Origin of the sequence: Oligoflexus sp. (genome assembly GCF_035638955.1) — a bacterium.
Taxonomy (GTDB): domain Bacteria; phylum Bdellovibrionota_B; class Oligoflexia; order Oligoflexales; family Oligoflexaceae; genus Oligoflexus.
This window is the reverse complement of sequence record NZ_DASQYZ010000417.1, coordinates 1-18,780: the sequence shown is the minus strand read 5'-3', so window position 1 is coordinate 18,780 and position 18,780 is coordinate 1. Positions and strand designations below refer to the sequence as shown.

At 52.4% G+C, this 18,780-nt stretch carries 14 protein-coding genes; 8 read left to right on the top strand and 6 right to left on the bottom strand.

Features of this window, described 5'->3' with window-relative positions:
- Positions 1 to 1,255: 7TM diverse intracellular signaling domain-containing protein (locus VE954_RS35340; protein WP_324961976.1), on the top strand; the 1,255-nt coding region annotated here is incomplete at its 5' end.
- Between the two features lie 2 nt (positions 1,256 to 1,257).
- Here VE954_RS35340 and VE954_RS35335 read toward each other — a convergent pair.
- Positions 1,258 to 2,076, bottom strand: a complete 819-nt coding sequence (locus VE954_RS35335; RefSeq protein ID WP_324961974.1) for a phospholipase A — start codon at positions 2,074 to 2,076, stop codon at positions 1,258 to 1,260.
- Positions 2,077 to 2,318: 242 nt separating this feature from the next.
- Here VE954_RS35335 and VE954_RS35330 point away from each other — a divergent pair, with 242 nt between their 5' ends.
- Complete coding sequence (locus VE954_RS35330) at positions 2,319 to 3,677, top strand: OmpA family protein (RefSeq protein WP_324961972.1); 1,359 nt, start codon at positions 2,319 to 2,321, stop codon at positions 3,675 to 3,677.
- Positions 3,678 to 3,826: 149 nt separating this feature from the next.
- The gene (locus VE954_RS35325; RefSeq protein WP_324961970.1) at positions 3,827 to 5,083 is read left to right on the top strand and encodes an alpha/beta hydrolase; all 1,257 of its coding nucleotides are present in this window, start codon (positions 3,827 to 3,829) and stop codon (positions 5,081 to 5,083) included.
- Here the strand turns inward: VE954_RS35325 and VE954_RS35320 are convergent.
- From VE954_RS35320 to VE954_RS35310, 3 genes are all read right to left on the bottom strand, one after another.
- Positions 5,034 to 6,077: an NAD(P)-dependent alcohol dehydrogenase gene (locus VE954_RS35320; RefSeq protein ID WP_324961968.1), complete on the bottom strand. Its 1,044-nt coding sequence runs from the start codon at positions 6,075 to 6,077 to the stop codon at positions 5,034 to 5,036. The genes VE954_RS35325 and VE954_RS35320 overlap by 50 nt on opposite strands.
- Positions 6,078 to 6,334: 257 nt before the next feature.
- A complete protein-coding gene (locus tag VE954_RS35315) occupies positions 6,335 to 6,931 on the bottom strand; it encodes a hypothetical protein (protein ID WP_324961966.1) in 597 nt (198 codons plus the stop codon).
- A 40-nt stretch (positions 6,932 to 6,971) separates the two neighbouring features.
- Entirely contained in the window at positions 6,972 to 9,410 is a 2,439-nt protein-coding gene (locus VE954_RS35310; protein ID WP_324961964.1) for a catalase, read from the bottom strand.
- Positions 9,411 to 9,664: 254 nt separating this feature from the next.
- Here VE954_RS35310 and VE954_RS35305 point away from each other — a divergent pair, with 254 nt between their 5' ends.
- Together VE954_RS35305 and VE954_RS35300 are read left to right on the top strand one after the other, a co-directional pair.
- Complete coding sequence (locus VE954_RS35305) at positions 9,665 to 10,306, top strand: VOC family protein (protein ID WP_324961962.1); 642 nt, start codon at positions 9,665 to 9,667, stop codon at positions 10,304 to 10,306.
- A gap of 264 nt (positions 10,307 to 10,570) precedes the next feature.
- A complete protein-coding gene (locus VE954_RS35300) occupies positions 10,571 to 13,417 on the top strand; it encodes a 7TM diverse intracellular signaling domain-containing protein (RefSeq protein ID WP_324961960.1) in 2,847 nt (948 codons plus the stop codon).
- A gap of 7 nt (positions 13,418 to 13,424) precedes the next feature.
- Here the strand turns inward: VE954_RS35300 and VE954_RS35295 are convergent, their stop codons facing one another.
- Positions 13,425 to 15,014 carry an alkaline phosphatase D family protein gene (locus tag VE954_RS35295; RefSeq protein WP_324961958.1) on the bottom strand — a complete coding sequence of 530 codons (1,590 nt, stop codon included), beginning with the start codon at positions 15,012 to 15,014 and terminating at the stop codon, positions 13,425 to 13,427.
- A gap of 173 nt (positions 15,015 to 15,187) precedes the next feature.
- Positions 15,188 to 16,123 carry a PstS family phosphate ABC transporter substrate-binding protein gene (locus VE954_RS35290; protein WP_324961956.1) on the bottom strand — a complete coding sequence of 312 codons (936 nt, stop codon included), beginning with the start codon at positions 16,121 to 16,123 and terminating at the stop codon, positions 15,188 to 15,190.
- Between the two features lie 194 nt (positions 16,124 to 16,317).
- Here VE954_RS35290 and VE954_RS35285 point away from each other — a divergent pair, with 194 nt between their 5' ends.
- The 3 genes from VE954_RS35285 to VE954_RS35275 all read left to right on the top strand — a co-directional run bounded on the left by VE954_RS35285 (position 16,318) and on the right by VE954_RS35275 (position 18,677).
- Positions 16,318 to 17,490, top strand: a complete 1,173-nt coding sequence (locus VE954_RS35285; RefSeq protein ID WP_324961954.1) for a hypothetical protein — start codon at positions 16,318 to 16,320, stop codon at positions 17,488 to 17,490.
- A 158-nt stretch (positions 17,491 to 17,648) separates the two neighbouring features.
- Complete coding sequence (locus VE954_RS35280) at positions 17,649 to 18,191, top strand: hypothetical protein (RefSeq protein WP_324961952.1); 543 nt, start codon at positions 17,649 to 17,651, stop codon at positions 18,189 to 18,191.
- A gap of 135 nt (positions 18,192 to 18,326) precedes the next feature.
- Positions 18,327 to 18,677, top strand: a complete 351-nt coding sequence (locus tag VE954_RS35275; RefSeq protein ID WP_324961950.1) for a twin-arginine translocation signal domain-containing protein — start codon at positions 18,327 to 18,329, stop codon at positions 18,675 to 18,677.
- Positions 18,678 to 18,780: the final 103 nt, after the last annotated feature.

Below are 18,780 nucleotides of genomic sequence, written 5' to 3'. Positions count from 1 at the left end.
CCTTTACTTCGGCGACGCCTGGACTCTGCCTAATCAAGGCGTGGCCGTATGGATCACGATGACAATCATTTTCACCCTGCAATTTTCGATTAGCTTTCTGCGACTGGGGCCTGAGCGTCTGAACTTGATTCGCTGGACCCTCCATGCCTCCAGTTTTCTAGCCACCGTTTTCTGCCTGATCTCCTTCTGGGACCTGAAATTTGCCATGAGCCTCCTGCCTATTGAATTCCTGGGCGTGCCGTGTGTCATCTATGCGGGAGTGAGGCGCGCCATGGCCGGAGACCGCCCCGCGGTTTACTATTCCCTCGGTTGGTTCTGTTTCCTACTCGGCGCGAGTGCGATTCTGTTCTACTATACGGGCATCTTCAAAGGCAGCCATGACGTCAGCTGGTCGATGCTGATCGGGGTGGTCATGGAAACCATATTTTTCTCCCTGGCCATTGGGGAACGCCTGCGGCACGAAATTAAAACGAGCCTTCAAGAACAGGCTATTCTGCTCGATCGCCACCGTCGCGAGGTGGAGGCCCGATCACATGCCTTCCAGCAATTGGGCAAAGTTTTTTACCCACACCAGCTGCAGAAAATGGAACAAGGCCATGCCTTGGAAACCACGATGCCGACCACACCTGGCTGGGCCTGCGTGATCCAGCTCGATATCGTCAACAGTTCACAAATCTGGTCCACCGACCGCAAAGAGTTCCTCATCAGTTTTCTCAAGGGTTGCCACGAAATCATGATGCGGAATTACGATGCTGCAACCATGCAGGCTGACGCCTACCGGATCAAGGAAATGGGTGATGGCTTCCTTTGTTCGGTCGGTTATCCTTTTGCCTTGCCGCAAACGTCGAATTGCGCCCTGGCGGCTATTGAAATTGCCGAAAGCTTCATCATAGTCTTTCGCAGATACGTGAAAAGGTTGAATCACGCCGAACCTGTCTACTGTAGCATCGGCATTGCAGCGGGGGACATCGAAGGATTCTACCCCAACACGGGAACCAAGGAATATGACCTCTACGGGCACAGCATTACGCTTGCCAATCGCTATGAAGGGCTACGCAAGTCCATCTTCGATACCGTTGATTTCGACCTCCTCATCATTCAGGATGAGGTCTTCAAGAATTTGCCGGTTGATGTGCAAAGCACCTTCCGAACCTTTGATCTCGTCGCTGCCAAACTTCGCGTCCGTGATGATCCGCTCGCGGAAGTCGTCCATTATCGCAGCTTCTACCGAGACGCCAAGGTCACTGCGGCCTGAAATCAAAGCAAAAATCCAACCCGATACGAATGCGCCGGCTTGTTGTAATCCAAAAGTGATTCCATGTAACCGTGGTAGTACTGGAGCATGAGATAAGGCAGGGAACCGAAGAGCCTGGCCCGAATCTTCAATCCCGACTCCAAGGAACCATAACTGATTTTGGTTCCTGATTCACCGCCCGGATTGAACTGAACGTAAAGCTCCGCTTTGGTCGGAATAAGCTGGTCGAGCAGGCCATCCACAGCGAAACGCGTATACCAGAATCCGGTATACTGTTTGATCTCGTTGTTGGTCTGCCAGTCGATGTCATAGATCCAAAATCCACGCGTATCCCAGCGAAATTGGTTACCCATCCAGCCGAATTCCACGCCCGATTCGACAAAAAAACGGTCGAGAGACCGTGATTCCAGACCATCCTTCCCATTGGATTTGTGTTCGATTCCGAAGGAGACTGACCTTAAATTTTTGTGGAGTTTGACCCACTCATAAAAGATCTCAGGGTTGAAGCTGATGTCCTGGAAGGGCTTGGACTTGTTCGACAACTTCCAGAACATCTGTTGGGTATAACCAAAATAGAAGTTTTCACCGAGAATCGGTCGAAGTTTGAGGCTGAGTTGAACTTTGGTATTGGGATTCCCAGTGAGTATATAGTTGTCCTTATAGCGGTAGAAATTAGAGTCTTCCATTTTCTCTTCACGAATGAGTTCCGGTGAAACCTCCCAGCTTTCCTCGGCTGGAGTCTTTGGGTCTTGTGCATCGGCCTTTAAGGGTTGAACTGATAGAAGTGCTGGTATGAGAGCCATGCGGACGAGAACGTTCATGAAAAGGATCCTTTGTTGGGCCGGTGGCCAAGTGTTGTGGCACTCTAACTTCACACTGTGTACGAATTGTATCGTACTCTTTCTCATTAAAGAGTACGTTAGGTAAGTATCAACTCAGTCGAACGCAAAACATGTGTGGTGCATGACTCGAGAAGATCAGAGAGCCTTCCCATGATTCGATTTTAGCTAGCCTTCTTCAGGTCCTTTCGTTCCCCGAGCTTACCTTCTTCTGGAGATAAATTATGAAGCTTATGCATGCTTCGATTCTGAGTATATGTCTATTGGTATCAGCTGCTTGTGCACACGAACCGGCGGTTCAAGAAATTTCCGCCACGGCCATTCCCGCTGATGAAGTCAGCAAATTCGAACAGGAACTTGCGCAGGCTGTCACCGATCAAATTGATGTTTTGGCACCAACCAACTACGCCAAAGCCAAGGAAGAACTGAAAGACGCCAAAGAAGACGTTAAGGATCACGATAAAGCCAAGGATATCCTTCGGCAAGTCGCTGTAGGCAGAGCCTACCTCGCCAAGGCTCGCGACTTTGCCAAAGTTGCTCAAGGTAATATGAATGAAGTCGTCGAAGCACGACGCCTGGCAGTTCAGGAAAAGGCTCCCGACGCTTTTCCAGCTGAATTCAAAGACGCCGATGACGACCTCAAGAATGTGACCGCCGATATCGAGGACAACAAGACCGAGGCCGCTGCCCGGGATCGCACGAAGATTCTGGCTCAATACCTTGATCTTGAAGTTCGAGCCATTCGCCGGACAGCGTTGAATGACGCGGAAGGCAGAGTCAACAAGGCGAAGAAAGACGGCGCTGAAGCTTGGGCACCACAGAGTTTGGCTGGTGCGGAAAAAAGCATCAAAGACGCCGACAACTTCATTATCGCCAACCGCCACGAAACGGCTAAAATCAAGGAACTCTCCCAGCAGGCTCTGGCCGCTGCGGACAAGCTTCTCTTGATTAACAAGGAAGCGCGTAACGGGACCAAGGCTACCGGTGAGCAGGCTGCTCTGAAGCTTTTTGCAGAGCGTGAAAAAAACAGTCAGCAGCAATCGGAGCTGGCCGCGGCCAACACCCGCTTGAATCAAGCCAACACTCAATTGAATCAGGCCAAAGCCCAAAATACAGCTGCCGAGGCGGCGCTTGCCAGCGGTCAGAGTTTCAATCAGAAATTTGAAAACGCCCAGACTCAATTCACCAAAAGTGAAGCTGAAGTTTATCGCCAAGGCGATAATCTGGTCATTCGGCTCAAGGGTCTTGAGTTCAATAACGCCAAAGCCACTCTCAAAGGTTCCAACTTTCCCTTGCTGGCGAAAGTCAAAAACGTCATTGGCGACATGAAAGCGGATTCTGTGACCGTTGAAGGTCATACGGATTCAGTCGGTTCCGAAGCCAAAAACATCGAGCTCTCTCAAGCTCGGGCCGAAGCTGTGAAATCGTATCTTGAATCCAACTCAGCCTCGGGTGCAGCCGTCCGTTATTCCGCGGCAGGTTTCGGATTTCAAAAGCCTATCGCAACCAACAAGACCCCAGCCGGCCGTGCCCAGAACCGCCGGGTCGATGTTGTGATTCACACCCAGGCCGCTAACATGTAACGCCCGGCCACAGCCTGCGGTCGTCCAGGACCATTGTAAAACTTATGTCTTCCAAGAGCCCATCAAGGGCTCTTTTTCTTTTTAAGCCCAAAACCCTGCTATAACTGACAGCTGAAGCGGGCCGACGCGGAAAAAGGACGATGCAAGTCATGACAAACAAACGGAAGCTGGTCGATCAGTTGAAAGGCGTAACGCGCCTTGCTTTAGAAGCGACACAAAATGTGACCAGTCTGGTCGAGACGATGCATCATACGATTGGTGGTGGCCCTGAGCTGCTCGGTCGCCCTTTGGAAGCTGTAACCCGGCTTCTGACCGCGCCAACCTACGGGGCCATCCGGGGTGTGACGAGCATCGTAGGCATTGGACTGGAGCGGGTCGTTTCTGAGATCGAGCCCCTTCTGGTAAGCCAGCCGGGTTTCGAACGAGGCACATTCCTGGCTGCCCTCAATGGTGTGCTGGGCGACTACCTCGAGAATACAAATAATCCTCTGGCCATCGAGATGCGACTTTGCCATGACGGAAAACCCTTGGAGATCACTCGGGACGCTTTAAAAGCCAGGTTTCCTCAAGGTGGGCGCCTTTTGATCCTCTTGCACGGTTCCTCGCTTGATGAGGGCAGCTGGCTCCGTAAAGGTCACGACCATGGCCAGGCCCTGGCATCCGATCTCCATCTCATACCGATCTATCTGCGCTATAACAGTGGCCTGCACATTTCGCAGAATGCGCTGTCTTTTGCCCTGCTTCTGGAGCAATTGGTCGATGCCTGGCCCCAGGATGTGGACGATATTACGTTCCTGGGCCACAGTATGGGTGGGCTGGTGGCTCGCAGTGCCTGCCTTGTGGCTGAAGCGGAGGGCTTGCGTTGGCGGGCCAGGCTGCGCGCCTTGATCACTCTGGGGACACCCCATCATGGGGCCCCACTGGAACGCATCGGCAATTGGGTGGATCACTTGCTCGGGATCAGCCGCTACAGTGCACCTTTGGCTCAACTTGGCAAGATTCGCAGTGCTGGAGTTACCGATCTGCGTTATGGAAACGTTTTGGATACGCATTGGAAGGATCGTGATCGCTTTGCGCGAGGGGGCGATCCTCGCGATACGGTCCGCTTGCCTGTGGGCGTCTCATGCTTCGCTATCGCGGCGAGCCGGAATTCGGAACAGACGACTACGCTGGCAGGTGACGGCATCGTTCCGGTCGAAAGCGCACTGGGTCGACACAAGGACTCACTCTTCGACCTCGCCTTTGAGACGGATCATCAATGGGTGGCCATGGGCACCACCCATCTTGGACTGTTGAGCAGCAAGGCCGTGTATGCTCAGATCGTGTCCTGGCTGACGCCTCTTTTGAACAGCCACATCACAGTCGGGCCATGTCCATCACGAAGCGGTAGCGAACATCACTCTTAAGCACGCGCTCATAAGCTTCATTGACTGAATGAGGCGTGATGACTTCGATTTCAGGCGTAATCTTATGCTTCGCGCAGAAATCGAGCATCTCCTGGGTTTCTTTAATGGAACCTATTGCTGAACCTGCATAGCTTCGGCGCTGCATCAGCAGGGGAAACGGTGAAATCGCATAAGGCTTCTCAGGAGCGCCGACCGAAACAAGAGTCCCATCGGTTTTCAGAAGACCAAAATAATCATTCATATTGATATCAGCCGAGACAGTATTGATGATTAAATCAAATGTATTTGCATAGTCCTTAAAAACTTTTTGATAGTGCGTGCCAACAAAATGGTGAGCGCCCAGTTTCATGGCATCCTCACGTTTGTTCTCGGAATGGCTCAGAACGGTGACATCGGCTTGTAGTGCGGCGGCGATCTTGACCCCCATATGACCCAAACCACCAAGTCCCATGATGGCTACTTTTTTTCCGGGTCCCGCCTTCCAGTGCATCAGGGGTGAATAAAGCGTGATGCCGGCGCACAAAAGTGGGGCGGCTTTATCGAGTGGCAGAGCATTCGGAATTCTGACAACATAATTTTCATGCACTACGATGACGTTGGAATATCCACCCTGGGTGACAGAGCTTTTGTCACGCTCGAGAGAGCTATAGGTCAGAGTGTTGCCTTCGAGGCAATATTGATCGAGGTCCCGTTTGCAGTTCGCGCACTCACGACAGGAATCAACAAAGCATCCGACGCCGACCTGATCACCGACTTTGTACCGGCTGACCCGGGATCCGACGGCCGAAACAACGCCCGCGATCTCGTGTCCTGGAACCATCGGGAACATGGATGAGCCCCATTCGTTGCGGGCCATGTGAATATCAGAGTGGCAAATACCACAGTATTTAATATCGATAACGACATCATAATCTTTTGGGTCGCGACGCTCGAACGCGAAAGGAGTGAGGGGAGCTTTAACAGAGAGAGCCGCGTAACCTTTGGCTTGAATCATATCTGGATTCCTTAATTTTGGTTTTCCGCACCTTGTTACATCAACAGAATAGGCTCACTGCGTCTCAAGGAAAATAGACTATTCCTGCATGTGCTTTGAAGAGGACACAATGGTGAACGGCTGGTATGCCTGCAGGTGATCAGTAGGAGCAGGTATGCAAATTCGCCAACTCGATGGGGCCGGAGATTGAGGAGCAGCCCGAGTCGGGCGATGGCCTGGGCCATCCCCTTTCCCGGCTCAAGGACATGACAGTGAGATCACAGGCGAGTGACTTCCGCCAACTGTTCGGCCCTGGCAGCCCCCATAGCGGTCTTCACATGCTGAACTTCCTCGGGCGGTGGCAGCATCGCTTTGATTCCAAGCGACTGAATCCAAAGTTCCCGGCACCAACCCTTGGAATGGTAAAGATGCTCATCCTCCTGGTCCTCGATCTGATCATAAGCTGCCTTAAAGGCCTCGGCTTCCGGTCCTTCGAGGTGTTCGGCGCATTTGCCCAAAAGGGTCCAATCGAGATGATCCTTCGTTTCGGCGATCACAACGCTTTCGCAAGCCACAAGCTCAGCCGCTGCTGGCTCATCGGTGGCCAGGGACATTTCCATGGCCTGGACAAGTGACGTTCCCAGATGTCGCACCACGGCGCGGCCTGGTGTTTCCTTGTTCGGATCGAGCCCGATGGTGCGGCACAAGGCCTCAAGTGTCTGGACGTGAATCCGTGTCTCGTCGAGGTATTTTTCCCACTCTGTTTTCAATTCACTGGTCACGACACATGTCAGGGCAGTCTCGTAAATCTTCACGCCGCCAAGTTCGTGCTCGAGGGATTGAAGCACAAGTTCTTCAACCTGCTTTAATTTCATATTGACTCCATATGTAACAAGAGAAGCTTGATCCCGCTTATCAAAGTGCGGGTGGATCCATTTCCCGTTCGTGATGACGATGCCTGGCGATCGCCTTGATAAAGTCGGCCAGGACATCTGTCACCGACGCCTTACGCTCGACCAGCATGCCTGGATCTTTTTCTCCCGATGGCAGCATCGCAGGCGCGCCAGCGTTTTCCACCAGGTCGGCTCCCTCAGCGAGAGCAAGTATGGGCTTGGCATGCCGGTACTGATCCTTGATGAATTCAAGCGCATGCCCGACATTGCCGAGCGTAATCACAGCGGCTTTGCCACCTGGCACAGCAACGGCATCGAAAAGCACCGAGGGGATGGTTTCCAGTGTACCTTCGACTTCCAATTCTTCCCCTGTGTCTGTGGTCACCACGCCCAGGCGAATACCGATGTAACGAGGCACAGCACCTGCTTTGGTAAGACCTGCGTGGAGAGTGCGAGCGGCGTTGCCATCGACTCCGTCAGCCACCAGGATGGCTATGCGCCGCGTCCGTATGCTGCCATCCCCTGGATGGGACATAAGCGAGAGCGAGGGCGCGACTTCGATTTCAGGTTCAGGGGGCTTGGGCATGGCTCTTGGCAATGGTTTCGGCATTTCCATACCGAGCTCATCCGCCAGTGCCTGGGCGAAATCCGCATCGACATTCGCCAGCATCGCGACGACGCGTTGACGAATCGCGGGCACCTGGACCCGTGTCAACTCGAAGCGAAAGGCACGAAGGATATGGGCCTGCTCGATCGGCGTTTGACTATCATAGAAGAGCTTCGCCTGGGCATAGTGCTCGGCGAAACGTTCGGGCTTGCCGCGCACCTTGTCGGCTTCGATCGGCTCACGGAAGGATGTGAAACCGGCTGCACCTGCCTGGAATGGACAGCCGCCACCGAGTGAATTGGGCTCATAGGCAACCCGACCGCGGTTGATCGTCTGTCGATGCATACCGTCGCGTTGATTGTTATGAACCTGCGCGATCGGTGCATTGATAGGAATCTCGTGAAAATTGGGGCCGCCCAGACGGGAGATCTGAGTATCAACATACGAATGGATACGGCCGGCCAGCAAGGGATCGTTGGAAAAGTCGAGTCCAGGTACGATATGAGCGGTACAAAACGCAACCTGCTCGGTCTCGGCAAAGAAGTTATCCGGATTACGATTGAGCACCATCCGTCCCACGGGAGTCAGTGGGACCAGTTCTTCCGGTATCAGCTTGGTGGCATCCAACACATCGAAGGTAAAGCGTTCGGCCTGTTTCTCGGTAAAAATTTGAAAGCACAATTCCCATTCTGGAAAATGGCCCGCTTCGATCGCTTCCCATAGATCACGCCGATGAAAGTCCGCGTCCGCTCCACAGATCTTCACGGCTTCATCCCAATCCAGGGAATGGGTGCCAGCGATCGGTCGCCAATGAAACTTCACGAAACTGGACTTGCCCTGCTCATTGATGAGCCGGAAGGTGTGGACTCCGAATCCTTCCATCATCCGATAACTGCGCGGTATGGCCCGATCGGACATGACCCACATCAGCATGTGGGTGGACTCCGGCATCAGCGAGACGAAGTCCCAGAACGTGTCATGGGCTGACGAGGCCTGCGGCATGGCAAAATGGGGTTCAGGCTTGGCAGCGTGGACGAGGTCAGGAAACTTCATGGCATCCTGAATGAAGAAGACCGGTATGTTATTTCCAACAAGGTCCCAGTTGCCTTCATCGGTGTAAAATTTCACAGCAAAGCCACGAGCATCACGGACTGTATCGGGGGATCCTCGTTCGCCGAGGACCGTCGAAAAGCGGACGAATACGGGTGTTTTTTTGCCTTTTTCGGCAAAGAGCGAGGCGCGAGTCACGTCGCCCATCGGGGCGTAGCATTCAAAGTAACCATGGGCGGCGGACCCGCGAGCGTGGACAATCCGTTCCGGAATACGTTCATGGTCGAAATGGGTGAGCTTTTCCCGAAGAATAAAATCCTCAAGAAGAGCAGGACCACGCAGGCCGGCTTTCAATGAATGCTGATTATCGGCCACCGGGACACCTTGATTGGTGGTCAGAACCCGATCCGAAGAATCCCCCCGAACCCGATCAAGAGGAAGATTGCCTGGGTTGAAACCCAAATTAGGCTTGCCAGTCCCCGTCTTGGGAGACGCCTGGGTTTCCGTCCTTGTGCTTGCCGTGACGCCTGGACTCGGTGGTGTTGCTGTCGCACCTTTTTTAGGGGTGCCAGCGGCACGGCCATACTCGGCCGGTTTATTAGGATTGAAGGGGAGGCTGCTGACCAGGGCCTCCGTATCCTCCATTTTCTGCGTCAAAGCATCGTTATCAGCCGCAGAGGGAGCTCGGCTCGAAGGCCCACTGACAGTCGAGCGCGCACTCGTGGTTTTGCCGGCCGCAGCCGCCGACGGGGTCACTTTACGTTTGGCAGGCGACTTTTTTCCTGCAGGCTTTTTGGCAACCATCAGAACTCCAATTTTTCGTTGCAACCGACTCCGCACATCAGCGGCGGTTCTTTTTGAGAACAGGGCGTCTTGTCCTGGATACAAGGCCAGTCGTAGCAAAGCCTGGCTTCTCCAAAATTTCGCCATCCACCTGACATCTGCAAAATTCTCACCAAAAAAAAATGACGGGCTGCAGGTGCAATGCTGACTTGATCCCGTAGCGGCCTGGCCGCATAATATCCGAATAATATATGAACAACTTTCAGGAGACCCCGGTGACATCGAGGAAGAAAAAGGCGAAAGCCAAAGGCAAGAAGACGACGAAGACTGCTAAAAAGAAGAAGGCGACCCGCAAGACATCCAAGGCTCGGGTGAAGGTCTCTGCCATCCCTGACGGATACAGGACCATCACGCCTTCGCTGGTCCTGAACGGTGCTGCGGCGACAATCGAATTCTGTAAAGCGGCCTTCGGGGCCAAAGTGAAAGGCATGATAGAAGGACCGAACGGCCTCATCATGCACGCCATGCTCAAGATCGGCGACTCCCCCGTTCATATCGGCGATGCCATGCAGACCTTCACGACAAAATCCAGTTTGATGCTGTATGTGAAGAATGTTGACAAGGCCGTGGAACAGGCCGTCGCCGCCGGCGCCGAAATTATCATGCCGGTGGAAAATATGTTCTGGGGTGATCGCTATGGAGTTGTGAAGGATCCACAGGGCAACCAGTGGGAAATCGCCACTCATGTTGAAGATGTTTCCAACGCGGAACTGAAGAAACGCAGCAAGGCTATGATGGTGGAACTGGCCAGAAGCGGTCAAAGCGCAGGACCCATGACAAGTGAACCGGCCAGAAGCACTCAAATCGTAGGACTTATGACGCCTGACACGGCCAGAAGCGGTCAAAGGGGAGGTTAAGTCCATTCCACCCGCTGATCCCTGGCTCCAAGGAAAGGCGGGCACCGTCCCACAGAATGGCCTGTAACACTCCATCTCTTATTATTTTTTGACTACCAACCTTACGGACCCGCAGCCGTTTCCGGGTCTCTTTATGAATTCGCCAAATGTCAGTCGGGACAGCTGCAAACTTTGCCTGCAGAAAAACCCCCTATTGCCGATAAACTACTGATGGAAAACGGCTTAATCCCTTCCTTAATGCGAGCTTCTGGAGCAACGTTGAACATGAACGCGAACCCTCATGTGCGCTGCATCATAATCGTGCTGCTCTGTATGGGCTTCTTCGCACAGGAAGCCTGGTCGGCATCGCTCGACCAAAGGGACTTGGAACTCCAAGCCGAATCAGAACGAATCACTGTCAGTCGTTTTTCCTACTTCGTGGATGATACGAACCTGATGCCACGGGAAGACGTCGTTGCCCAGGACAAATGGACGACTCATGATGGAGCCGCTTTCAATTTCGGCTTTTCCAAGGCAGGTTACTGGCTGAAATTTCGAATCGACAACAAGGACGAGGCGCTCCGGGACTGGATTCTTGAGTTTCAGTATCCATCGATCGATCATATCGATCTCTACATCGTTCGCGACAACGGGGATATCATACAGAAGCAGGGCGGTGATCTTCGACCCTTCGCCCAAAGGGATATCGCCTATCGAACAACCAATTTCATGATGAGCCTTCAGGCCAGGGAAGCTGCGACGCTTTATCTCAAGATCTATTCGCAAAGTTCCATCCAGGGCCCTATGATTTTATGGACGCCTAAACGATTCATTGAGAAGGCGAGCAATGAGTTGGTCGGCGTTTCCCTGTATTTGGGCATTATCGTCGCCATGGTCGTTTACAATTTTTTCCTTTTTCTCAACATTCGGGATCGAAGCTACATCTATTACGTGGGCTATGTTTCCTTCTACGGCTACGCGATGGCCTCGCTCTTCGGACTTGGGTTTCAGTATGTCCTTACTGATTGGCCAGCATTGGCCAACCACATGGTCCCCTTCACAATCTCGATTTGTGCGATCTTCCTGCTCCTGTTTTCCGGGAAGTTCCTCCAATTGAAACAGTATTCCCCTATGCTGAACCATACATTTCGATTTCTGCTCCTCGTTGGAATTTCGGCCATGGTTTCATCGATATTTTCTTATAGCCTTGGCATCAAACTCTCGGCTGGCCTTGCCGTGATGGGAGCCATCAGTGTTATGGCCGCGGGCATCGTCTGCTTACGTAGAGGCTATCGTCCTGCCTTCTTTTTCGTTCTGGCCTTTACTGCCTTTCTTTCTGGGACAACGTTCCTTCAGCTCGTCACCTTTGGATTTATGGAACCCAGTTTCCTTTCCACCTATGGCATGCACTTCGGCTCTTCCATTGAAATGCTTCTTCTCTCCGTGGCCCTGGGTGATAAGATTAAATATGAGCAGTATCACTCGCGAAAAAAAATCGAACATCTCAATAGTCAATTGAAAGAGGAACATAAAAAAATAGTTGCTCTGAATGAAGGCCTCGAAGTCCGTGTCGAGCAGCAAACCAGAGACATTCGATCCATGATGCAGCACATCAGGCTCGGCATCTTCACCATCGCCCAGGATGGTCGAATCCTTAAGGATTATTCCGCCTTTCTTGAACGCATTTTTCAAAGAGGGGATCTCACCGGGGTCAAAGCGGTGGAGCTCCTGCAGGTTGGGACTGAAGCCGATCATGATGCCTTAAGCCAGCTCAGCAGCATCCTGAACAGCACACTGGGCGAGCCAGAACTGAGCTTTGACTTAAATGAAGGATCACTGATCCGGGAATTGAAGCAGAAAAATTCCGGTGGGCCGGAAAAGATTCTGGAACTGGAATGGAGCCCGATTGTCAATCGGCGGAACCTGATTGAAAAGATTCTGGTGACCATTCGCGACGTCACCCAGTTGCGCGACCTTCAGCATGTTGCGGCCACGAAGAAGAAGGAATTGGAATTTATCGGTGAAATTGCGCCTGTCGCGCGTGAGCAGTTCACGCGTTTCATGAGCTCGGCCGAGAAGCATATCGAGGAATGCCAGAGACTCACCAGCGCCAACTCTTCCATGAGCCATGAAGCTCTCAAGATCATTTTGATCAATATGCATACGATCAAGGGAACCGCGCGATCGCTCGGTTTCCGCCAGCTCACCCAGGCTGTGCATGAAGCCGAACATTATGCGGGACTCCTGCAGAGCGGCCATGCTGATTGGAACCAGGCGCGGCTGAAGCAGGACCTTGGCCTTATCCAGGACATTCTTGCTTACTACCAGCATGTGAACGACAGGATCCTGGAAAGAAGTATCAATCGCAGCAGCATCGAACTTGAAATTTTGAAAGTGGAAAATATCCTTCGTGCGTTGGCAGCGCTGCCCAGGACGTCTCTTGCCTCCGACCTGACGCATCTCCTGCAGGAAATCGAGTTCATGCTTGCCAGGCCTTTCCACCAGCTTGCCCAAGCCGTGCTCGCCGAGGTGGCCACAGCGGCTCAAAGACTTGCGAAGGACCTCCGCAAAGAGTTGCCAAAAGTTGACATCATCGATGACGATCTATTTTTCACTCATGAAGGTGCCGACCTTCTCCGCAATATCCTAGGTCATTTGATCCGCAACTCCATGGATCATGGAATTGAAAGTCCTGAGGAACGTAAAAGCGTTGGCAAAGTTCCCAGCGGGACCGTTTGCGTTTGGCTCAGGGAAGTCGATGACGAGGTGGAGTTGCAATACTTCGATGATGGCAGGGGCCTGCCCCTGCAAATGATCCGGGAGATTGCGTTGATCCGGGGATTGATCAGACCCACCGACCCACTCACGCCCGAGGAACTGGCTCATATGATTTTTCTGCCCGGTTTCTCGACGAGTGAGTCCGTGACAGAAATTTCGGGCCGGGGTGTAGGAATGGGTGCTATTAAGAGCTATACAGAAAAAGCCGGCGGGCGCTTATCCTTGGTGCTCATGCCCGAAGCGGGGCATGCCCAACATGCGGCATTTATCCCATTTCACATCAAAATCTACCTGCCGGGCCGCACCTATCGTCGCTTTGCAGAAGCGTTGCAGCCGAGGGAAGAGGCCGCCTGATTCCTGGTCATTGTTCAGCCTCGAGCTCCATGCTGAAGACCTCCTCGCTGCGGCCATTGAATTGCTTCACCATCATTTTGCCCGTTTCCGCATTGACTTCAATCTCCCCAAAAAACTGATAACCATCCAGCGGGGAGCGATTGGCTTTCAAGCCGTCAGGGATGCCTTTCCATTTCACTTCAGGTCCGAACGTATTGTCCAAGGTGTTGGGGCCAAATGTCCCCGCATGCAGAGGACCCGAAACGAATTCCCAGAAAGGTTTGAAATTCTTGAACTGGGCCTTCGCCGGCTGGTAATGATGAGCTGCCGCATAGTGAACATCAGCAGTAATCCAAACGACGTTCCTGATGTTTTGTTCCATGATGAATTGCAGAAGTTCAGCGAGCTCCAGTTCACGCCCCATAGCTGGACCATCACCATTGGCCCATCCTTCCTGATCCGACGGGCCGTCAGGGACCACAAGGCCGAGCGGCATATCACTGCTGATCACCTTCCACGTGGCTTGGGAGGCAGCCAGGGAGCGCTTGAGCCATTCCAGCTGCGTCAGGCCCATGAAATCGGTTTCCGGTGATTGATTGGTTTGACGATTGGGGCTGTTGGGACCACGGTAGCTGCGCAGGTCGATCAGAAAGAGTTCCAGTAAACTCCCATACGAAAAAGAGCGATAGATCTGCTTCTGACCGGCCCAGAGAGGATTGATCGGCGCATATTCGAGGAAAGCCTGTTGAGCTCGGCTGGATAACACGGCTAGACTTTTTTCAGTATAGCGGCTGTCATCCAGAAGCTCCTGAGGATACCAATTATTGACTGTTTCGTGATCATCCCACTGAACAATCTGAGGAATCTGAGCATTAAATTTTCTGACGTTCTCATCCAGCAAATTATACTGGTAGTTGCCGCGGTATTCCTGAAGCGATTCGGCGACTTTGGATTTGGCCTCGGTCACGACGTTTTTCCAAACCCGTCCATCATCCAGGACAACTTCGGATGTCATGGGACCATCGGCATAGATGCAGTCCCCGCAATGGACAAAAAAATCCGGCTGTCGCCGCAGAATGGCATCATAGAGCCTCATCCCGCCAAATTCGGGGTTGATGCCCCAGCCCTGACCCGCTGTATCGCCGGAAAAGCAGAAGCGAAGACGCGAAGGGTTGGCCGCCAGGGGTCGAATGGTTCCTTCAAAAGGCTCGCTTGTGAACGCACTATGCAGGCTTCGAAAGGTCACGCGATAGTGGAGCAAATCGGCCGACGGCAGTCCCTGTATGTTGACGCGGGTGGTATAATCCTGCGCGTCCAACGCCATGCCGCTCGAGAAACGCATGGCCCTCTGGAACGCGATATTGTCTGCCACTTCCACCAGCATCTCGGCGGGCTGATCGCTCGCACTCCAGAGAGTCAAGCCATGGGGTGTGATATCCCCAAGCTGAACCCCCCATGGCACTAAAGGGCGTCCCCAGGATTGGCGAAATGTTGATCGTTTGGGCATACCCAATGCACCCTCATCCCAAAGACTCGACGCACCGACGAACCCAGTCCCTACCATCAAAGAAGTTTTTAGCATTTGTCGGCGATTGATCCGATTGTTTTTGGACTCCATGAACAACTTCCTCCACAAGACTGTTTTGCGGCAGTTTAGGGCTCAAAAGTAAAGGGAAACTAAAATTGTCATGAAGTTAAGAAAGCAGGGAAAAGCCAGCAGTTCAAAGCGAGGATGTCGGGACAGGCGAGGGGTCAAAGGGAGCATTGCGCTCCCTTGACGAAAAGTTGGGATTATTTAGCAGCTGCTGAAAAAGCGGTATCAAGTTTTTTCAAGGCGTCGGTGTAGGCCGCGTCTTTAAGAGGGATATAGCCCACTTCCTTGGAAAGTTTTCCGGCATTTTTTAATAGGAAGGTCAGGAACGCTTTCACTTCGGGCCGCTTCGCCGCGTTATTGCTTGCATAGATAACCAAAGGGCGAGACAGGGGATAGCTACCGTCTTCGATCGTCTTGTCACCAGGGACCACGGCATCCTTATCCTTGGCCAGGGCCACGACTTTCAAAGTATTTTGATTTTCCAGGTAGTAAGCATAGCCGAAGTAAGCCATTGCATTCTTGTCCTTGGCTACGCCTGTGACCAGAACATTATCATCTTCGCTGGCCACATAATCTTTTCTGGAGAGACGAGCGGTGCCCATCACTTGCTCGGTGAAAAAGTCGAATGTTCCCGAATCGGCTCCAGGTCCATAGAGTTTAATGGGTTCATTCGGCCAGCTTGGGTCAATATCCTTCCAGGTTTTCACTGTACTGCCCGGTTGCCAGATAGCCTTGAGCTGAGCCATGGTTAACTGCTTCGCCCATTTATTGGCTGGATTAACAACCACAGAAATCCCATCATAAGCCAGGGGCAGTTCGGTATATTCGATTTTACCTTCCTGGGCTTTCTTGGCTTCTTCCGGCTTCATTTTACGAGACGCATTGGCAATATCAATTTCACCAGCGCCAAATTTTTTCATGCCGCCGCCCGTTCCGGACAGGCCCACTGTTACGCGGACATTGGGATAAAGTTTTTGAAACTCTTCCGCAGTTGCCTCGGCGATCGGGAAGACCGTGCTCGACCCGTCCAGCTTCACTTCACCTTTCAAACTTGTGTCGACCTTATCAGCGGCCCATGCGCTGCAGCCCAAGGCGAGAATGGCAAGACTTGACATGATGTTGCGAACTAGCATTCCTGACTCCAAAATAGTTGGGTCCCCAGGAGGGACATCGTCTGTTGCAGCGTCGTCATACACCAGGATTGTAAAGACAGAATAAAGAGTTGATGAAGCTCACCAAATCCCACTGAAACTGCGACTTCCCTCTTGCCGTCAAGTCAAGGCTGTGGCTATGATGGGCCGCCTTAAGACCTAACCAGGAGGTTCATGTGAAAGTCTCTCGCATTTATTTGAGTGTGGTTGGTATCGCTCTGACAACCCAGCTTGATGCTGCCCCCACCGATGTTGAAATTGGGTCAGAATACCAGATCAACGTGATCAGCACGAATGATGGATTGAACGACAAAGACCTCGGCAAGCAAAGCGACACCACCACCTTTAATCTCAAAGGCGCCAAGGTCGTTTTCCGCGGTAAGCTTTCGGATCAAATCTCATGGACAGCTCTTTATAAACTGAAAGAAGGGGAACTGGAGCGTTTCTATTTAACCAATAAAGTCAACGATGACCTTGACGTCACCATCGGTAAACAAAAGATCAAGACCTATGGTCTGCATCGCCGCTTGACCAGCAGCACGACCACTCCCGTCATCGGCGCCTATCTGGATTTGAATCCGCTCAAAGACAAGGTGGCATTGGACATCACCTATAAGCTCGCCGGGACGGTCTCACTGCAGTTGGTCGATGACTACAGCAATTGCTCCGACCGGACCACATCCACCAATAATCCCACGACCAACCAAGTCACCACCAGCACCACCACCAGCTGCACGAGCTGGAACAGCGGCAGCAGCGCTGGCATCGTGACGAACAGCAAAGAGAAACAGACCAACCAGAAGCAGCCTGCTGTGGCCCTTGAGTGGTACGGTGCATTCGGTGAGCTGTCGCCCCTTGTCCAATATGCCCTCTATGATCTGGGCAAGAGCAGCACTCTCTCGGCTGGCCTTCGCTATAAGAGTGAAGGACTGGACTCCTACATCGACTATACGATCGATACAAGAAATAACAAGGGCGTGGATCCTGCTGATCCCACACGGTCGGTCGAAGAGGAAAATGTTTTTACCGGACTGGTCGCTTACGCCGAATACAAAATTGATAACTATACTCCGTTCCTGCATGTATCGACTTTGAAAACTGATCCTTATGAAGCCGATGGACTGACGGAAGTCAGAAAAGTAGGCCTTGAAGCCAATTCTCAGGGTAAACTGGACAAGAATGAAACAACTCTCGCCATCGGCACGCACTTCGACCATTGGGGAACTTTCTACCGGCCCTTTGTCGATGTCACAGTTTCCACGGGTGAATTCGTGGATCCCGCTGACACCGCCACGAAAAAAGATCTATCCCGAACCGATTTGGTCGTCGGATTGATTGGTAAGTTCTAAGCCTGCCGACATACTGCTATCTATCTTAAGCCTGGGATCGTCTCCCAGGCTTTTTACCCATTTTTTCCACTTGAAAAATTCATCGAAGAGTTACAAGGAATTTTCATTCCTTGAAATGGAAGGGAGTACGATCGGGACATCCTAAAGGAGGATTGAGTATGAAAGTTACAGGTGTTACGTTCGGACTGATTTTCCTTTCAAGTCTTGCCATGGCGGCTGCCCCCTCCACAACCAACAGCACGGGTTCCGGAGTTGTTCAAGCTCCATCGGCCGGAACCAAAGCATTAACGCTTCAGGAATTGCCTGCACACGTTCGCCATGCGGCGGAAGTCGCTTTTTCCGGGCTCGGATCCAGCTACACCTTCACGGGTGCCGAGCTTGATCTGGATGAAGTCATTGCGATCTATGAAATTCAGGCCAACACTGCTGACGGCCGCCGGGTTGAAGTTGATATTGAACCCAACGGTAAGATCGAAGAGTTGGAGGTTCAGATTCGTCGCGAGGAAGTCCCCGCGGTTGTTTTGGAAGCCTTAAGCCGGCATAGTCCTGACATGCAACCGGCTCAGGATGAAGTCCTTTTCGAAAAAAGCCTGCGTCCTTCGCGAAGTGGGCTGCTGGAAGTTTGGTATGAGTTCGCGGGCAAGGATTTCGATGTTGAAATCCGTAGTGACGCCCAGCAGATCCTGATCGAACCAGCTTGACAGGCGATGAATCAAAAGCCGGCTGGCTCGAATCAGCCGGCTCATTCGAATTTCATCAAAACTTTACGCCTTCCTCATGGGCATGCCATAGTTTGCAGCAATGAAATCATCATTCGCAACTGTGGAGATCACCCCATGAAGAATTTGGACCGTCGCCACTTCTTGAGACATTCCCTCGGTGCCCTCGGGGCGTTGAGTCTTGGCCCTGGACTTTCGTCTTTGGCTTCAGCTCAACCCTTTCTCGATTTTAATGCTTTAAAGAATCTTGGCCCACTTCAGGCTCCGAATGCTTTTGGCATGCGACTGCCCGTTGGGTTCACAGGCGAGTTGATCGTTCAATCGCAGAGACAGGTTCGCCGCTTTGACGGGACCCTGACCGACTATCGCTGGCATAGTGCACCCGATGGTGGGGCATGCTTCCCCACACCGGATGGTGGATGGATCTATACTGGGCCGTCGAAACCTGCTACATCTAGCCGGACTTGAGACGGTCCCATTTTTGATCCAGTTTGTCTGATTCCAGCTGAGAAAAAATCCTCATCCTTTCCATCTTTCCCGTGACCCCGATTTCCTCTTTCTTCCAATTCGC